13 protein-coding genes are annotated in these 16236 nt (G+C 59.4%); 6 read left to right on the forward strand and 7 right to left on the reverse strand.

Annotation, left to right across the window (positions count from 1 at the left end; all coding sequences use genetic code 11):
* Nucleotides 1–35: 35 nt before the first annotated feature.
* Nucleotides 36–425 carry an HIRAN domain-containing protein gene (locus CI805_RS18915; RefSeq protein WP_260928240.1) on the forward strand — a complete coding sequence of 130 codons (390 nt, stop codon included), beginning with the start codon at nucleotides 36–38 and terminating at the stop codon, nucleotides 423–425.
* Between the two features lie 811 nt (nucleotides 426–1236).
* Here the strand turns inward: CI805_RS18915 and CI805_RS18920 are convergent.
* The 6 genes from CI805_RS18920 to CI805_RS18945 all read right to left on the reverse strand — a co-directional run bounded on the left by CI805_RS18920 (nucleotide 1237) and on the right by CI805_RS18945 (nucleotide 8640).
* Nucleotides 1237–2241, reverse strand: a complete 1005-nt coding sequence (locus CI805_RS18920) for a FecR family protein (protein WP_260928241.1) — start codon at nucleotides 2239–2241, stop codon at nucleotides 1237–1239.
* Nucleotides 2234–2884, reverse strand: a complete 651-nt coding sequence (locus CI805_RS18925; protein WP_260928242.1) for an RNA polymerase sigma factor — start codon at nucleotides 2882–2884, stop codon at nucleotides 2234–2236. The genes CI805_RS18920 and CI805_RS18925 overlap by 8 nt, the downstream gene beginning before the upstream one ends.
* A complete protein-coding gene (locus tag CI805_RS18930; protein ID WP_260928243.1) occupies nucleotides 2884–5202 on the reverse strand; it encodes a TonB-dependent receptor in 2319 nt (772 codons plus the stop codon). The genes CI805_RS18925 and CI805_RS18930 overlap by 1 nt, the downstream gene beginning before the upstream one ends.
* Before the next feature lie 14 nt (nucleotides 5203–5216).
* Nucleotides 5217–5759 (reverse strand): TonB-dependent receptor plug domain-containing protein, encoded by a 543-nt coding sequence (locus CI805_RS18935; RefSeq protein WP_260928244.1) that lies wholly within the window; start codon nucleotides 5757–5759, stop codon nucleotides 5217–5219.
* 248 nt (nucleotides 5760–6007) lie between these two features.
* Complete coding sequence (locus CI805_RS18940; protein ID WP_260928245.1) at nucleotides 6008–7747, reverse strand: TonB-dependent receptor; 1740 nt, start codon at nucleotides 7745–7747, stop codon at nucleotides 6008–6010.
* Nucleotides 7744–8640 (reverse strand): TonB-dependent receptor plug domain-containing protein, encoded by an 897-nt coding sequence (locus CI805_RS18945; protein ID WP_313958607.1) that lies wholly within the window; start codon nucleotides 8638–8640, stop codon nucleotides 7744–7746. Before CI805_RS18945 ends, CI805_RS18940 begins: the two co-directional genes overlap by 4 nt.
* Between CI805_RS18945 and CI805_RS18950 the strand changes: the two genes are divergently transcribed.
* Nucleotides 8573–8731: a hypothetical protein gene (locus CI805_RS18950; RefSeq protein WP_260928246.1), complete on the forward strand. Its 159-nt coding sequence runs from the start codon at nucleotides 8573–8575 to the stop codon at nucleotides 8729–8731. The two genes, CI805_RS18945 and CI805_RS18950, sit on opposite strands and share 68 nt — an antisense overlap.
* 349 nt (nucleotides 8732–9080) lie before the next feature.
* Here the strand turns inward: CI805_RS18950 and CI805_RS18955 are convergent, their stop codons facing one another.
* Complete coding sequence (locus CI805_RS18955; RefSeq protein WP_260928247.1) at nucleotides 9081–9482, reverse strand: HlyD family efflux transporter periplasmic adaptor subunit; 402 nt, start codon at nucleotides 9480–9482, stop codon at nucleotides 9081–9083.
* 214 nt (nucleotides 9483–9696) lie between these two features.
* On the opposite strand from CI805_RS18955, the gene CI805_RS18960 reads away from it, so the two are divergent.
* The 4 genes from CI805_RS18960 (at nucleotide 9697) to CI805_RS18975 (ending at nucleotide 16218) form a co-directional block, all read left to right on the forward strand.
* Nucleotides 9697–10941, forward strand: a complete 1245-nt coding sequence (locus CI805_RS18960; protein ID WP_260928248.1) for a phosphatidylinositol-specific phospholipase C1-like protein — start codon at nucleotides 9697–9699, stop codon at nucleotides 10939–10941.
* A 55-nt stretch (nucleotides 10942–10996) separates the two neighbouring features.
* Nucleotides 10997–12223: a hypothetical protein gene (locus CI805_RS18965; RefSeq protein ID WP_260928249.1), complete on the forward strand. Its 1227-nt coding sequence runs from the start codon at nucleotides 10997–10999 to the stop codon at nucleotides 12221–12223.
* A gap of 354 nt (nucleotides 12224–12577) precedes the next feature.
* Nucleotides 12578–14797 (forward strand): TonB-dependent receptor, encoded by a 2220-nt coding sequence (locus CI805_RS18970; RefSeq protein ID WP_260928250.1) that lies wholly within the window; start codon nucleotides 12578–12580, stop codon nucleotides 14795–14797.
* A gap of 974 nt (nucleotides 14798–15771) precedes the next feature.
* Nucleotides 15772–16218 carry a MarR family winged helix-turn-helix transcriptional regulator gene (locus tag CI805_RS18975; protein ID WP_260928251.1) on the forward strand — a complete coding sequence of 149 codons (447 nt, stop codon included), beginning with the start codon at nucleotides 15772–15774 and terminating at the stop codon, nucleotides 16216–16218.
* The last annotated feature ends 18 nt before the right edge of the window (nucleotides 16219–16236 follow it).

The following is a 16236-nucleotide window of genomic DNA, read 5'->3' on the forward strand; positions in this document are numbered from 1 at the left end:
TTCCCTCTATGCGAATCGGCTGATCCGATCATAGCATGTTCTATATTTGTTCTCATATGGGTCATGAGATGGGATGGAGCGATTTCAGTCTGCCGGCAGTCGGCGAGCAGCACGACAACGAGGACGGCACCAGCCGCCAGGACGAACTGGCACGCTGCCAGCCGGGCGAGATGCTAACGCTCGCGCGTGAGCCGGAGAACGAGCACGATCCCATGGCGGTCGCCGTGCTGAGCTGCCGGGGTGTGAAAGTTGGCTACCTCAGGCGAGATCGCGCGGTGTGGATCGGCAGCAAGATCGATCGTGGCTTCGACGTCCGGGCAATCGTAGAGCGGGTAAAGGGCATCCAGTTACACGGGTCACCCTTGGGACTCGTCATGCGGGTGAATATGGATGGTGAGGAACCGGAGTTACGGGATAGAGGCTGAACAGCTTTTCGGCGGATGATTCGGCTTCGCTGCGCCGGAGTTAGATTCCCTGTTTGGAAGCTAAATCGGGGGTTGGGGTATAATTCGGGGTATCATATTTTAGACACCCCCTGAAACGCCCGGAAATCTGCCATTTATTAGACCTTATTCGACGGGCTCCCGCTCCGCCATTTTTAAGTAAAATCCTTTAAAATCAGTCATTTAACGATTTTTGCGCAAGATATTTTATTGCATATTTTCAATGGCTTACCGATTCCGCCAAAAACGTACTGCGGGACTGGGCGTGGGATCGCCAAAGGCGTTTGCATAAAGCCCTGCTTTCGCTGAGCTTATTAAACCGAGAACCACAGAATACGGGATTCGAACCGTTGGTTGCCGAGGTTTAGCCCTGCTCGTCCATGTTCGCAGTTGTTCGGAAAATGGAACTCTCTTTTCAGAGGCGGGCCCGTGCCGATCCAATCCAGCAGCGCAATTGAAAAATCCGCCGATTTCGACTGTAGCCGTCCGGCAGGACAAAGGCAGATTCTGGACAAGTGTCTCAGAATAGAAGCTGTTCGCTGATAGCAGCGCTCGACCATTTGCAGCCGTTCGGGAGGAAATTTCCGGTCCTCAGCTGCGGACGGTCAGGTTGCCGTGCTACTCAGGATTATCAGCCTCCGACAAACCCGGTGCGGTTCAGACCCATCGCCCAACTGTCCTTCCCCACTCTCGCTCTGGCCGCTACCCTGCTCTTTTGGCTATAATTAGAGAGTCCTGAGTCTACAATCAAACACCTAGGCAGTTGGACTCAACTGATGACTCGGAAACTGCTCTAAGCTGACCGAAGATGGATAGCACCGTCGCGCGGCACGGCCTCCAGCCCGAAAAGTGCGCCGATCAGCGCCAGCGAAGCCTGCGGGTTGTCGAGCCGGAAGCGGCCGCTAAAACGCGCCTGCGCCAAGGCAGGATCGTCAAGACGGATCGGTGCCCGCGTGTATCGCCCCAGTCTCTGCAGCGCGAAGGACAGCGGCATGTCCTGCGCATCGAGCCATTCATCCTGCCAATCCGCCCGAGCCCCAACGCCTCCACCTTGGGTCAAACGTGCGCCGTCCAACAAGGCCCAGTGGCCTGTCGTCACGGCGAGCGCCTGCTGCCGTTGCGCTTCAAAGCGCACGGCGCCTTCAAACACCTTGAGTTCTGCGGCACCGATCAGCCGCTCGACACTGAAGCGCGTACCCAGCGCCGTCATACGCGCGTCGGGTACATGCACTTCGAAAGGCCGCGCCGGATCGTGGCGTACGTCAAAACGCGCGGCACCGCCGTCGAGCGCAATCCGGCGCGTACGGCCAGAAAAATCGATCGAGACCGAGGACGCTGCGTCAAGCAGCACTGTCGAACCATCCGGCAGCGACACTTCGCGGTGCTGGCCCGTCGCGGATGCGAAACGCAACGGCGGCCCAACCGGCGCAACGCCGCCAGGCACCTTGCCGCTTCGCAAGGTAGCCCAGCCGACCGGGACCGCCAGCACGGCGCCCAGCCCGGCTGCGAGTGCCTGCCGGCGCGATAGACCCGAACGCATCGGCGGCGCGTCGATCCGCCGCGATGAGCCCGACCGCGATGGAAGGAGTGCCACCACAGGTCGAGGCATGTCGAGTGCATCCAGCAAAGCTGGATCGCCGAGCAGGCGCAGCATCCGTTCAAGTGCGGAACGACAGCGCGGATCATGTTCAAGCCACGCGGCGAGTTCGAGATGCTCGCCCTCGCTCAGTTCCGGCAGACGATCGGCCCAATCTGCGGCCTCATCGATGATCTGATCCTTGCTCATGTGTTCATTCATGGAAGGCGCCCTCTCCCATGCCACCGTCTCTCCCGCCTATGCTTCGCTCCTTCGTGTATTCATCCAAATCGTCACCCAGCGCCCGCATCATGTCTGCCATCGCCCGGACCAGATTTTTCTTCACGGCCTCCAGACTGAGCCCCATCGCCTCGGCGATTTCCTGACGTGACCGTCCTTCGAGATGGCGCAATCGAAATACCGCGCGGCGCTGCTCCGTCAGTCCGGCAAGGGCGGCTTCAAAGCGCGCCAGACGTTCGCGATAGTCTAGCACTTCGTCGGCCAGAGGCAGCGAGCAGGCAAGGTCCAGCGCCATGGACTCCCGGTTGTCATCCGCCTCCTGATGCCGGCTCCGCAACCGCTGGCGCGCCTGGGCAATAATGACCGAATCCGCCACGCGGAAAGCATAGGCCAGCGGCTGTTCGATCACTTGCCGTTCCTCCTGCGCGATCACCCTCGCGAGCGTTTCCTGCACCACATCCTCCGCCTCCTGTGCATCACGAAGGCGCCGTCGGACATAGCCGCGCAGGCGATCGAGCGATTGCACAATCTGCACCGCAGCCTGTCTGACCTCGGGTGTAGAGCGCACGCGCTCGGCTTCGGGGACAGCATACTTGCGCGACAGAAGAGAAAAGCCCATCGCCATCAGTACCGATACCGAAGCCCAACGGCAATGGTCCGGCCGCTGCGTGTATCAACCAACAAGCGTTTCGCTGTGCGGTCCGTGTACTGGATCACCGGCGCATCGGTGATGTTGCGCAGTTCAAACGTGGCCTGCATGCCCGAACCGAGACCGGCATGGGCCGCGAAATCCAGAGTTACGGCAGCTTTTATCCATTCTCCGATGTTGCCGTTGTCGCCCACGTCAACGCGATAAGTGCCGCGATAGGCCGCCGCCAGCCGTGCATCCCAGCCCCGCCCCGTGTAATAGAGCGTCGTATTGCCCGCCCAGCGAGACAGGTCAATCAGAGGCAACTCCACGGCCTGGCTACCATAGATGACATCGGTGGAGCCGTTCGCATATGTCAGGTTCGCCTGCACGCCGAGCCGCTCTAACGGTCCGGGCAGGAAGCGCAGATCATGCTGGAATGCCGCTTCGATGCCGATAATCGTTGCACCCGAGCCATTTATCGGGCGAACCACGTTATACGTCGCGCTGCCGGTCAGCCCCGGATAGAGAAACGCTAGCGGATACCCCGTATCGGCATAGCGCATCACCTGCGTTTCCGACGTGATGAACGAATCCAGTCGCTTGAAGAATACCCCGAGGGACACGTATCCCTCGCGGCCCAGATAGCGCTCCACCGCAAGGTCCAACGCATCCGATGTGAACGGGCGCAGCGCGGGATTACCGGTAGTCACTGTTCCTCCGAACGGCGTGGAATCGATCGTTGCCGCTGCGCGCAAATCCGCGACGTCGGGCATGTTGACGTTGCGACTTGCCGCCAGCCGCACGATCAGATCCCGTCGCAGTTCCAGCCGGGCGTCCAGCGAGGGGAGCCACGCCGAATGCCGCGTGTGGTTCGAAACGTCGAACAGGCTGAGCGAATCGCTGGCCGTCCCGGTCGAGGCAATCGCGGTACGCTGGAATTGCAGGCCAAGCCTTGCCGTGAGAGGTCGCTCTCCCAGGAAGCCCGACCAGGCCAGAAGCGCGAAACCCGCGTAGGTGTTCTCGCGAATGCGATAATCGGTGCCCGGCAGGTCGTCGTTGGCGGTAAGGTCGCGGGCCTGGCCGGTGGCGGCGAAGGTCGCATCGACGTTTCCCACGACGTAGGGGGCATAAGTGCGGCCTGAAAACACCTCGCCGACACCCAGCGCTGCATCGGCGGTGTTTTCATAATCGGTCTGGACCCGACGTTCCCAGCCATCGTTGGCAAAGCGGCGGTAGATCCCCCCGGCATGGAGCGTCAGATCGTTACCCAGGTCGCGCACCAGTTCGAAGCGTGCGGTCAGGTTTCGATTGACGATGGAATCCTCGCGTGTGTCAGCGCGCATGAGGCTCCAGTTCGCCACGTCCGAAGTGTCGAAGCCATAGCTGTTGCGTGGCGTTTCTCCGGTTGCGGAATAAACGAAATCCTGCCCCCTGGATTGCAGGAACACCTTGTCCGCCACCGGTTCCTCGAAATCCGAAACCGAATAGCCTGCCCGCATTTCCAGCCGCATGCGCGAGCCCAACGGCAAAGTCATGGCCGCCACCGCCTCGCTGTAATCGGTGTGATCGCGCGTTACCTTGTGCTCGGTACGCATATCGACACCGGACATGTCGGCGCTGGTGATGGTGTTGCCCGAAACCGTCAGCGCATTGATGACCTGCGTTCCGGTGACGTCGCCGGTCAGGCCATTCGTGCCCGCGGCTGCCAGCGAATATTCGTTACGCGCGTTGGAAAGCCGGGCGTGAACGCCATCGAGCGTAAAGGCGAAGCCGTTGTCCGCCTCGTGCTGGACCGAGCCCACGAGGTTCAGTCGCTCGAAACGGTTGGTCCAGGTGGAATAGGTCTGGGCGCGAGCCATGTAGAGCGGATCGCCAGAGGCGCCGGTCAGGCGCGCGCGCAGGTCGTCCGAAACACCCGCGCCGACGTTCGCTTCCCCGAAAGTCACCGGCATCCAATCCCAGTTACGATAGCCGTATTCGGTAACCCGATTACGACTCCACGATCCTGCGATCAGCACGCCCCATTGCGCGTTTCGGCGAGAGATCTCTGCCGTCACCTGCGGCAGCACGCCCGGCGAATTCGCACCTGCGCGCTCCTGCACCGAGACCAGCGCGACATTGCCTGAACGATCAAACGGGCGCAGCGTCTGCAACGCCACGGTGCCCCCGACGCCTCCCGCATCGCGATTGGCATCCCAGGTCTTGGCGACCTCGACCTGCGAGAACAGCCCCGCATCGAAGATCGAATAATCGAACCGACGCTGCCGACTGGCCGACCCCCGGCTGTCAAAGCCGGAGGCGGTGGTCGCCAATGTCTCGATACCGTTCAGGGTCGTGCGCGTGAACAGCGGGCCAAGGCCCGCAGCGAAACCTGTCGCCCCTCACCATTGTCGCGGCTGATGGCAACGCCCGGCAGGCGCTGCAGAGCTTCGGCAGCGTTGCGATCAGGAAACTCGGCAATATCCTCGGCCCGCGTCACCTCGCGAATATCCGCCGCCGCGCGCTTTCGCACGAGCGCCTCGCGCAGACTCTGGCGGTAGCCCGTGACGACGATACCATCGCCCAGGGCTTCGGTCGGCGTCGCTTCGCGGGGCGGTGGCGGCATTCCCGGCGATTGCCGACCTGATGCATTGGCCTGCGTCACGACAAAACCGCTATCGAGACGTACCACCCGAACCGGTAGACCGCGCGTCGCCCGAGCCAGTGCCGATCCAGCATCTTTACAGCCACGTAACCTGGCGCGCGTCTTGAGAGCCGGGCTCACCGAGGTCACGATCTGGACACCACTTTGGCGCGAGATAGCACGAAGCACATCCACCAAAGGTCCGGGCTCGGCCCGAATTTCAACGGGTCTGACGGCCTGCGCCATGGCCGGATTGGCAACACCGAGTCCGACCCAGACGCAACCGATCCCGAGCCCGAAACGGGCGCCGGCAAACGATCGGACAAGACGGATCCCTGACACCTGAACGCCCCTTCGAGGCGCGCGCTATCAATGCCTCGTGACGATTGCGTGACTGTCATAGGTCTTCCGGATGGCAGCGTTGTCGGATACGTGAAAAGGGGAGCGCAAGACGCCCCCCTTCCCCGATGCATTAAGCGACAAGGCGTGTGTTATCAGAACTCGAAGCGCACACCGCCCATGATGGTGCGACCACTACGCGTGATGACATAAAGGCGCTTGCTGCTGTCCGAGTACTGCTTTTCTGCCTGATTGGTCAGGTTCACGCCATCGAGCGTAAGCGTGACATGCGGCAGGATCTTGTAGTGCGCCGACATGTCGACATAGACCGTGCCAGCATAGCCCGAGAGATCCTGATCGTAGACAGTCTTGCCGTTGAGGGTCGATGTGACCGGCGAGGCACTGTAGATGTAGCTCGAACGGTAATTGGCCGAAACGCGCGCATCGAACTTCGCGTCCTGATAATACAGCGTCGCGTTGGCGTTGATGTGGCTCAAGCCCTCCAGCGTGGTGTTCGCACCGCCTGTATAAACGGTCGAGTAATCATACTTCGAATCCACATAGGTGAAATTGACGATACCACCGAAGTGGTCGAACGGCGCCGGCAGGAACGTGAAATCGCTCTGCGCAGCAAATTCCAAGCCCCACAGGTCGGTCTTGCCCAGATTGATCGGGCGCGAGAAGCTGGTGACGGTAGTGTCCGCCGTTACGCCCGAGAGCAGCGAGGTGGACAGGCCGGTCTCACTCCACGCCACATTGTTGACGGTCTTGGTGGCGATGAAACCATCCAGCGTCTTGTAGAACAGACCACCGGTGATCGAGCCCACCTTGCCAAAGTAGTATTCGACCGCAAGATCGAGATCGGTAGACTTGTAGGGTTTCAGGTCCGGGTTGCCAACCGAGACCGAAATCTCGTTATTATCGCCTACCGAAACCGTGCCATTCACCGCCAACGCCGAAAGCGAGGGACGGTTGATGTTCCGGGCGGCCGCCGCGCGGACCTGCAGGTTCGGCGTCAGTTCAAAAATGAAGTTCGCCGCAGGCAGGAAGCCCGAATAGCTGGACGAAACCGAGATCGCCGTATCGGCACCGGATACCGTGCCGACACCGGTGGAGCCGATGCTGGTGTGGTAGTAGCGCCCGCCGACATTGCCACGGAAGCCGATGCCGCCCAGTTGGTGGTTCCAGTCATACTGGACCCAGCCTGCCGCCGTACGCTCTTCCACTGCATAGATGCTGTTTTCAGTGCCGGCGAGGTAGCTTTCGCGATCGACGCCCAGATCCTTCAGCGCCTTGTCGTAATCGACGATCACCCAGTCCTGACCGGAATAGCCGGTATAGGTCTGCGCATAGTCGCTAATGTCGGAACTTACGGTGCCCGCCTTGAACTGGCTGAGCAGCGCATCGTTGTACGTGCGTTTGTAGCCCGAGTTTTCGAAACGGCGCCATTCCGCACCAGCGCTCAGGTGGTCATCGGGCGAGAGGTCGTACTTCAGCGAGCCCTGGATATTATCGAACGCGGTATCCTGATAGGTCTCGTTCAGATCGATCTCGTGGGCATGCCAGTTCGCCGGGTTGCCGGTATCCCACTTGTAGGTATTGACGAGCGAATACGTGCCGCCGGTGTAATCGGAAACGACGTCGCCGTATCCTTCCAGATAGAAGTGGTCGTCCATCGGCATGTCGTAGCTGGAGCGCTCGATGCCGCCGAGGAAGGTCGCGGTCAGGCCCGGCAGGATGTCGGCATCGCCGCTCAGCACCAGTTGCTTGAAGGTATTCTTGGTGTGCTGGATACGCGTTTCGGTGGCTGTCTGCGCGCCTGACACGTCGAGATAGGTTACCTCGTTGTTGTCGTTCCACTGGATCGCGTTGATGGTGGAGTTCGGATAGGTCACCCCGCAAAGGTCTGGCCGCCGCCCAGCCACGTCGAGCCGCCACCGCCGCGCGAGGCAAGGTGCGTCTCGAAACGGTCGTTCTTGAAGGTGCCGTACAGGCCATCAAGGGTCAGGTGTACGCTGTCGGACGGGTTCCACTGTACCGAGGACGTCAGGCCGAAGCGGTCCTGCGTGCTGTCCCACACCGATTCACGGTTGCCGCGCGCGAACAGCAGCGTGCCGGAATTGATCTTGTCCTGCTCTTCCTGCGTCAGGCTGGAAATGTCCGATCCCGTGGCATTGTTGGTGCGCCAGCGGTACGTGTCCACGCCCGTTTCGCGGGTCTTGCGATGGCTATAGGCTGCCGAGATCAGAAACCCGAAATTGCCCCAGTTCTTCGAGAACAGCGCCGTCACGCGCGGCTGCGCATCCTTGGTCAGGCTGTTGGTGCCAAGCTGGCCCGACAGCGCAATCTTGGTGCCCGCATAATCGAACGGCCGCGCCGTGTAGAGCCCGACCGTGCCGGCAAGACCACCTTCGGACTGGTCCGCCGAGTACGACTTCTTCACATCCACGCGGTTGAACAGCTCAGCGGCAAAGATGTTGAAATCGAAGGCACGATCGCGCGAGGCCTGCCCTCGACTGTCCTGCGGACTGTCGACGTTGCCCAGCACTTCCATGCCATTCAACTGCACGCGAGTGAAGTCAGGACCAAGCCCGCGCAAGCTGATGCGGCGCCCCTCGCCCGCTTCACGGTTGATCGCGATACCCGGCAGGCGCTGGAGCGCTTCGGCCAGATTGAGCGAAGGAAACGCGGCGATATCGCTGGCGACGATCGAGTCCTGAATGATCGTGGCATTGCGCTTGACGTCGCGCGCCAGCTTCAGGCTGCTGCGAAAGCCGGTGACGACGATAGCCGATCCATCGTTGCCGGTCGTGGCGATGCTGTCTGCCTGCGTGGCGTTAGTGGCCGCGCCTGACGATGCCTCACCTGAATTGTCTTGAGCGAAGGCGGGCTGCGCCCCATCGCGAGCGCGGTCGAAATCAGCCAGAGGCTGCGCTTGGTCAACATTGTGAAAAAGTCCCCGATCCTGTTTGCGAACCGGACGGCGCAGATCACGCTGGCCGTCCTATCGCGAGGGGAGAGACGATCGCGACCCGATCGGGGACAGAACTTTTTTATGAAAGTTCAGAGAATTATTTATTACACTTTGATGTCATACATCAATATTTGAATATATATAATTGTTTAAATAACAACCCCGCCCCAAGCAAGTTATTAGAGGTAGCTCACTTCCAACTATCGTGTTTATCTTGCTCCCTTCCCTCAAGCACGAAGCCGAAGCCAGGCGTCTCAACGTTCGCGAAAAGCCTCATCGCCAAGGCGCGTGAACGGCGTCAGCAGATAACGCATGACCGATCGTCTATCTCCGATCAGATTGACGTCAGCGACCATGCCCGGACCAATAGCCAGCGGCGTCCCCTGTGGCGAGCGAAGGCCGCGTCCATCTGCACGCACCCGCACGGTATACCGGGATTCCCCGGTCCTCTCGTTGACGGTTGCATCGGGAGATATGCCGACAACCTCTCCTTCAAGACCACCGTAGACGGCATAGTCGTAGGCTGTGATCTTCACGAGCGCCCGCTGGCCGATCCGCACGAACGCGATGTCCTCGGGCTTGACGGTGGCCTCGATCATCAACGAGCCGTCGGACGGCACGATTTCCAGCAGTGGATCACCGGTGTTGATTGCCACTGAGAAGTGACCCGGGTGGGTATGGATGTACATTGGCAAGCGCGGTATCGGTGTCGATGTCGGATCCTAACTTCCACGTTCATGCTCGAGCACGTCGTCGACGAACCATAACCTTCCCCGATCATCTCTCGATCACAGCGAGAGGCCAGAGGTTAAATAGATACCGACAGCCTCTGCTCAAGCGCGCCGAGCGGGATGGTTTCGTTCGGCTAGAATGTTCGACATGTTTGTGCGGGCATCGGCGAGGCTGGCTAACAACTCCTCGTTGAGAAACTCTTCCCATAGCCAGCCCTTCTGTTCAACCGTCAGCAGAAATGTCATAAAGGCCTGCCACGGAATGCCTTTTTGGGGTTTTCCGACAATGGTTTCCTTTACCCGACGCTGCGGACTTCTCGCCTTGAGCCTGCCCTTTGTTGTCCTGGGCGGGACGGCGCTCCCCGCGCTGGCGACTGCGCCCGCCCCTTTGCACATGAACGACACCCAGACTGTCGGCACGCATAACAGCTACAAGCAGCCGATGAGCGAGGCCGTGCGCACGGAGGTTGCGGCCGCGGACCCGCAACTGGCACTGAGGCTCGATTATAGCCATCGCTCATTGCGCGAGCAGCTTGATCACGGCGTGCGGCAGCTCGAAATCGATGTGAACTATGATCCCGATGGCGGCTACTATGCGAAAGACAAATCCGATCCTGAACTGCTGAAGCCGGGCTTCAAGGTACTGCACATGGCCTTCAGCGACGCGGCGAGCAGTTGCGAGCGGCTTGTCACATGCCTTGGGGAAATCCGCGACTGGTCGCGCGCGCATCCGCATCATGTCCCGATCATGCTGATGTTCAATGCCAAGGAAACGGCTGACCCGGCCCACGGCAAAGCGGCGATGATGTTCACCGAACAGGCGTTCGACGCGCTCGATGCGGAAATCCGCTCGGTGATCCCGCGCGAGATGCTGATCGAGCCCGACGATGTGCAGGGCCGCTATCCGACGCTTCGTGATGCCGTGCTGGCCGGTAATTGGCCAACGCTGGCCGCCGCGCGCGGCAAAATCTTCTTCGCGCTCGACGAGCATGAGAAGAAGGTCGCTATTTATCGCGGCAAGCGCAAATCGCTCGAAGGACGGGTCTTCTTCGTCAATACGGACGAAAATTCTCCGGCAGCGGCCTACCTCACGATCAACGATCCGATTGCGGAAGGCGCTAGGATTGCACGGGACGTCAAGGCTGGCTTCATCGTGCGCACGCGCGCCGACGCCGACACGTTCGAAGCCCGGATCAATGATACCAGACGCCGCGAAGCTGCATTCGCCAGCGGCGCGCAATACGTCTCCACCGACTATATATGGGCCGATCCGCGCTTTTCCGGGGCATATACGGTGAGCCTGCCGGGCAAGGCCATGGTTCGCTGCAACCCGGTCCGCAAACCGGCGGAATGTGTTTCGAGCAGGCTGGCCAGCGGAGGATGATCCTGATCGTCGAACAGTCGTGACGACATACCTGCGCTGAGGTAACGCTGCCAGCGTGACCCGATCAGACCATCCAGCACATGACGCCCCTGCCTCGCCAATTGCCAGCGATGTCAGGCCTGATAGTCATGCGATCGTCGAGGCGGGGCTGGATATCATCTATCGCCGTGGGCTGCCGGGACTGACCCTGCGCCCGCTGGCCGCGCAGGTGGGCGTGAGTGTAACGGCCATTTCCACACGGCTGGGAACGAAAGAACAGGTAATCGAGCACCTGATAGAGGGGGCGTTACAGCGAGAGACGCACTTCTTCGATCGCTGGCTGGCCTTGTACGCAAGGACTGCGCCTTCGGACAGTGCTGCCCGTGCGGCCTTGAGTGATCTTGCCTTTCGGGACTGGATCGGCCCATCGCGAGCGCAGCCGATGTTCCTGATCGAACTGATTCACGAACACGCGCTGCGCCCAGTCTCTTCGCCCGCTCTGGAGCGCTGGATCGAGGCTGCGGGGGCGTTCTGGTCGACGCTGATCTTCGGCGTGGCGGATCACGCCGAACTTGCGCTGGGGTACATGGTTGATGAGGTGACTTTCGCGCTCGGAAACGAGCAGGATGCCGGCTACAGCCTGCTGCGCATCCTTTGCCTCCAACGCCTTGCAGCCGGAATCTTCATGCCGGATGGCGGTGATTGCGGCACCATCGAGCGATTGATTGCAGCGCTTGAACCTGCCGTGTTGCCCGCATCACCTGGCGATGATCCCAAGCGCCGCAAGATCGCGGAAGGCACGGCGCAAATTCTCGTCCACGAGGGCATGGAAGCGGTCACGCACCGATCGGTTGCCCTGGCAGCACAGGTGCCAGCCTCGACGGTCGTCTATCATTTCGGCACGCAACCGGCACTCGTCATGGCAGGTCTCAATGCCGTGATCCTGCGCTTCCATGGCATGCTGGAACGTGTCGGCGAGGCCTATACGGCGCCGAAGGAAGATGCAGAGACGCGCAATGTGACCAAGGCGACCTCGATGCTTGCATTGGCCAGCCTGCGCGAACCCAGCCTGCTGTCGCATGCTCTCGAAATGCGCAGACGGCGCGGCGATCGTATCCGCGCAAGCGATCTTCCCGGCCTTGGCTTCCAATCCGGGGCAGGCTTCGATCGAGCGGCCGGGCAAGTCATCGCACTGGCCGTCTACGGAATGCGCATGGTGGCCATGGCGCGCCAGATCCCTGAACGCGCGTCTTACCGCAGCGCATTTCGTACGCTGGAAGCAGGGATCAGGCCGCATCCCTGATGCGAGGTATCCCCTTATCCTAAAGGCAGAACCCGACGGCCGGACGAGCGAAAAGCGAATTTATTGCCATAAACCATAACTGAACAAGTGTAATTTAGCTGTCACTATCGCAACCTAGTGACGCCCCAACATCAGCTGCAACACTCGCTGATTCAGGGGATTTTTGCGATTATGAAGACTTCGGCACGCCTATTGAGCGGGGTTGCACTCACGTTCCTTGCAGGCACGTTAACTGAACAAGCGTCTGCTCAGGCCACCTCTCCGCAGCCCGCAGCGCAAAATTCCGGAACGGATAGCGCGGGTATCACCGACATTGTCGTTACCGCGCAGCGCCGGGAAGAAAACGCGCAGTCGGTGCCCATTTCGATCACCTCGATTACGGGCGATCAGTTGGAGAAGACCGGCCTCTACGAATTGACCGATCTGCAATACGTGGTTCCCGGCGTCACCTACGATCCGACCCAGGGCGCTGCCTTCCAGATCCGCGGCGTGGGAAGCACCTCTTTCGACATGTCGAACGAAAAGTCGGTCAACGTGGTGGTCGATGACGTCGTGATGGACAACCAGCGCGACAACGGCCTGATCGGCCTGACCGATGTGGCGCGCGTGGACGTGCTGATGGGGCCGCAGGGGACGCTGTTTGGCAAGAACTCCACCTCGGGCGTGATCTCGATCACGACGAACATGCCGGAACTTGGCACATACTCCGGCAATTTCTACGGCAGCTATGGCGAGCGCAACGACCACAACCTCAACGGTACGGTCAATGTGCCGATCGGCCAGAATGCCGCGCTACGTGTATCGGGTTTCGAAATCGGCCAGGACGGCTTTGGCAAGTACACGCAGCTCGACAAGAGTCTGGGGCTCGTCCACGAATACGGTGTGCGCGGCAAGTTGCTGTATCAAACGACGGACAACCTGCAGATCGTGCTGGCTGGCGAGTACACCCATCATTACGACACGTCGGTGCGCACTTATGTGGGCGGCCCGGCAGGCACGTCCTTTTCTGCATCGGACGCGATCCTGGCCGAGATGGCGGAACTGGGCGTAAAAAGCGGAACCGATAACGTCAATTCGGCGGACAACCATTTCGGTCGCATCATTTCGGTCAACAAGGGCGGATCGCTCCATGTAAGCTATGATCTGGGCAGTGTTACGCTAACGTCGATCACGGCCTATCGCGAGGCCACCTATATCAACGATACGCCCGCAGATCTGCTGCCTGACAACGTGAACGCCTACCTGCCGTTCAACATCGGCTATCTATATTCCAAGAAGTTCAGCGAGGAAGTGCACATCGCATCGCCGACCGGGCACTTCTTCGAATATCTGATCGGCGCCTTCTACAACAGGCTCACTGCCCGGCAGGATCAGGTGCAATGGGGGCCCCTGGGTGCTGGACCGGTCTATGACGAGGACGGCGTAGGCATACCCACGCTTTATGCCAACTCGGTTGCCAACGACCCCACGACCGGTGCGATGATCGGCAACACTCGGCGGATGCAGTCCTATAACGAAACGGCAGCACTGTTCGGCCAGACCAACCTGAACTTCAGCCCGCAGCTCAAGCTCACGCTCGGCGCCCGGTACAATTACGACTGGAACGGCCAGACGATGAGCTATTTCGATACCGATCCTCTGGCGCTGACCGGCTATGAACCCAGCTTCATTGCCAGCGGCACGGCACCCCCTGCGGATTTCCGTCATGGCGGAATGCGCGCGGGTCACTTCACCTATCGCATCGCTCCGCAGTGGGCGATCACGCCCGATATCATGGCCTATGCTACCTATTCCACGGGCTACAAGCCGGGCGGCATTGCCTTCGTCGGCAATAAATACGACCCATATGGCGCGGAAACCGTCAAAAGCTGGGAAGCCGGCGTCAAGTCGGAATTCCTGAATCACAGGGTGCGCTTCAACTTCGATGTCTATTCATCGAAGTACAAGGATTTCCAGGCGACGATCCTGACACCGGTGATCAGCGGCGATGGCACTTACACCAATGCATCGGCGATCGGTAACGCGCCCGGCCTGCGTTCACGCGGGTTCGAAACCTCGCTGGCGGTAAAGCCGACACGAGACCTGCTGCTGGGCGGCGCCGTGACTTATACCAATGCGGTTTTCACCAATTACGTCGCCAGCCCGACGGCGAACTATACCGGCACGCAGCTTACCAACGCGCCGCACTGGATGTTCACGATCAATGCCGATTACGATCGCGACATCTCATCCAGCTTGAAGGTGAAGGCGCATGTCGACTATGCCTATCGCAGCAGCACGCAGACCGTAACCGGTGCCCTGCTGGGTGACTGGACTGCACCTGCACGGCAGAATGCCGATGGAACGACGACCCCGAACGCCAGCTATTCGTATGTTCCGTCCTACGGCCTGGTCAACGCACGCGCCAGCATCGGCAAGATCGACGGCTCAGTCGAGATGGGCATCTATGCCCGCAACCTCTTCAACAAGTACTTCTCGACCGGATACCAGGTGTACGGAACACTGGGCCTTCTGCACTACACGACCCCGGCAGCCTACCGAACGCTGGGCGTCTACCTGGAATATAAGTTCTAAACAAGAAATTCAGCGAGGATGTAAAATTCCTCGCTGAATTTATATTAAGAAAAAATTATACTTTTGCCACCTCCGCAATATCTTTTAACGCAAAAATATACCTTCATTTGAAATGATGATTTTTGCACTCATAAAAGTAAATATAATTTCATTGTACTTCATACAGTATTAATCGTCGAAATTTGTAAATGCCCCATCGACTGGAATCCGGCCTTCACTATCATCTTCTTGAGCGACTTTGCCCTACTTCTTGTCAATCGCGATGCTCGACGAGAACATGATTGCATGGCAAGTTTAGGCGGGCGCTCTCTGGGCTGGGAACGGCAGCTCTATTAGCGCCAACTGACGATACAGTCGCTCCCACTCTGCGTTCGAAATCACATTGTCAGACCCGTAAGCCGACATTCGGGCAAGCCCCAAATCCGACCGCGAACGTCCGGAAATTGTGTGGGACTGAGCGTGGGACTGGAGAATGCAGAAATATTTTTCTCGTTCTTATTCATATGGTTACGGTAATTGAAAGTTTCCTCCCGCTCCGCCATTTTTCAAAAAATCCTTTGAAATCAGAATCTTATCGATTCTGGCGCAAGATATTTTATTGAACATTTTCAATGGATTACGGATTCCGCTAAAAACACGCTGTGGGACTGAGCGTGGGATCGACAAAGGCGTTTGCATAAAGCCCTGCTTTCGCTGAGCGTATTAAACCAAAGGCGACAGAGTACGGGATTCGAACCGTTGATTGCCGAGGTTCAGATCTGCTCGCCACCGTTCGCAAGTATTCAGAAAAAAGAACTCTCTTTCAGGGATCGGCCTGCGCAGACTTAATTCGGCTGTGCGTTCGGGAGATACCGCGATTTCAGTCAGAGGTTGCCGCTTCGTAGCCCACAACTCGTCGCGAAAGCGGCCATGCAGGGATAATTGCAGCGCAATCACGCTTGACGACGAGGCGTCCAGAATAGCACATGATGCATATGCATCATGATTCGCCCGCCATCGATCAGTTAAACTGCGCCTGCAACGCCCTTCGCAAGGCATCGCGCGCGGTTACCCGTTTCTATGACGAGGTCATGGAGGATACCGGGCTCTCGCTGGCCCAGTATGCTGTGCTTCGCAATATCGCCTGGCACGAACCGCTGCCGCTGATGGACCTGTCCCATATTCTCGTGATGGACCGCACCACGCTCTACCGCGCACTCAGGCCCCTCGAGCGGGATGGCTGGGTTGCGCTCGAGGACGGTCATGGCCGTGCCAAGACCGTGCGCCTAACCCACAAGGGCCATGACGCGGTCGCAAACTCCACCGATGCATGGCAGGCCGCCCAGCGGCGGCTGATCGAAAGGTTCGGCCTCGATCGCTGGGCCACAACGGAGGCCGCTCTCCATGAGCTGGTGACGATTTCGCAGGAGGCTATGCAGTGAGCCGCATATTGCACCGGA

It is taken from the genome of Novosphingobium sp. 9, assembly GCF_025340265.1.
In the GTDB taxonomy this organism is placed as follows: domain Bacteria; phylum Pseudomonadota; class Alphaproteobacteria; order Sphingomonadales; family Sphingomonadaceae; genus Novosphingobium.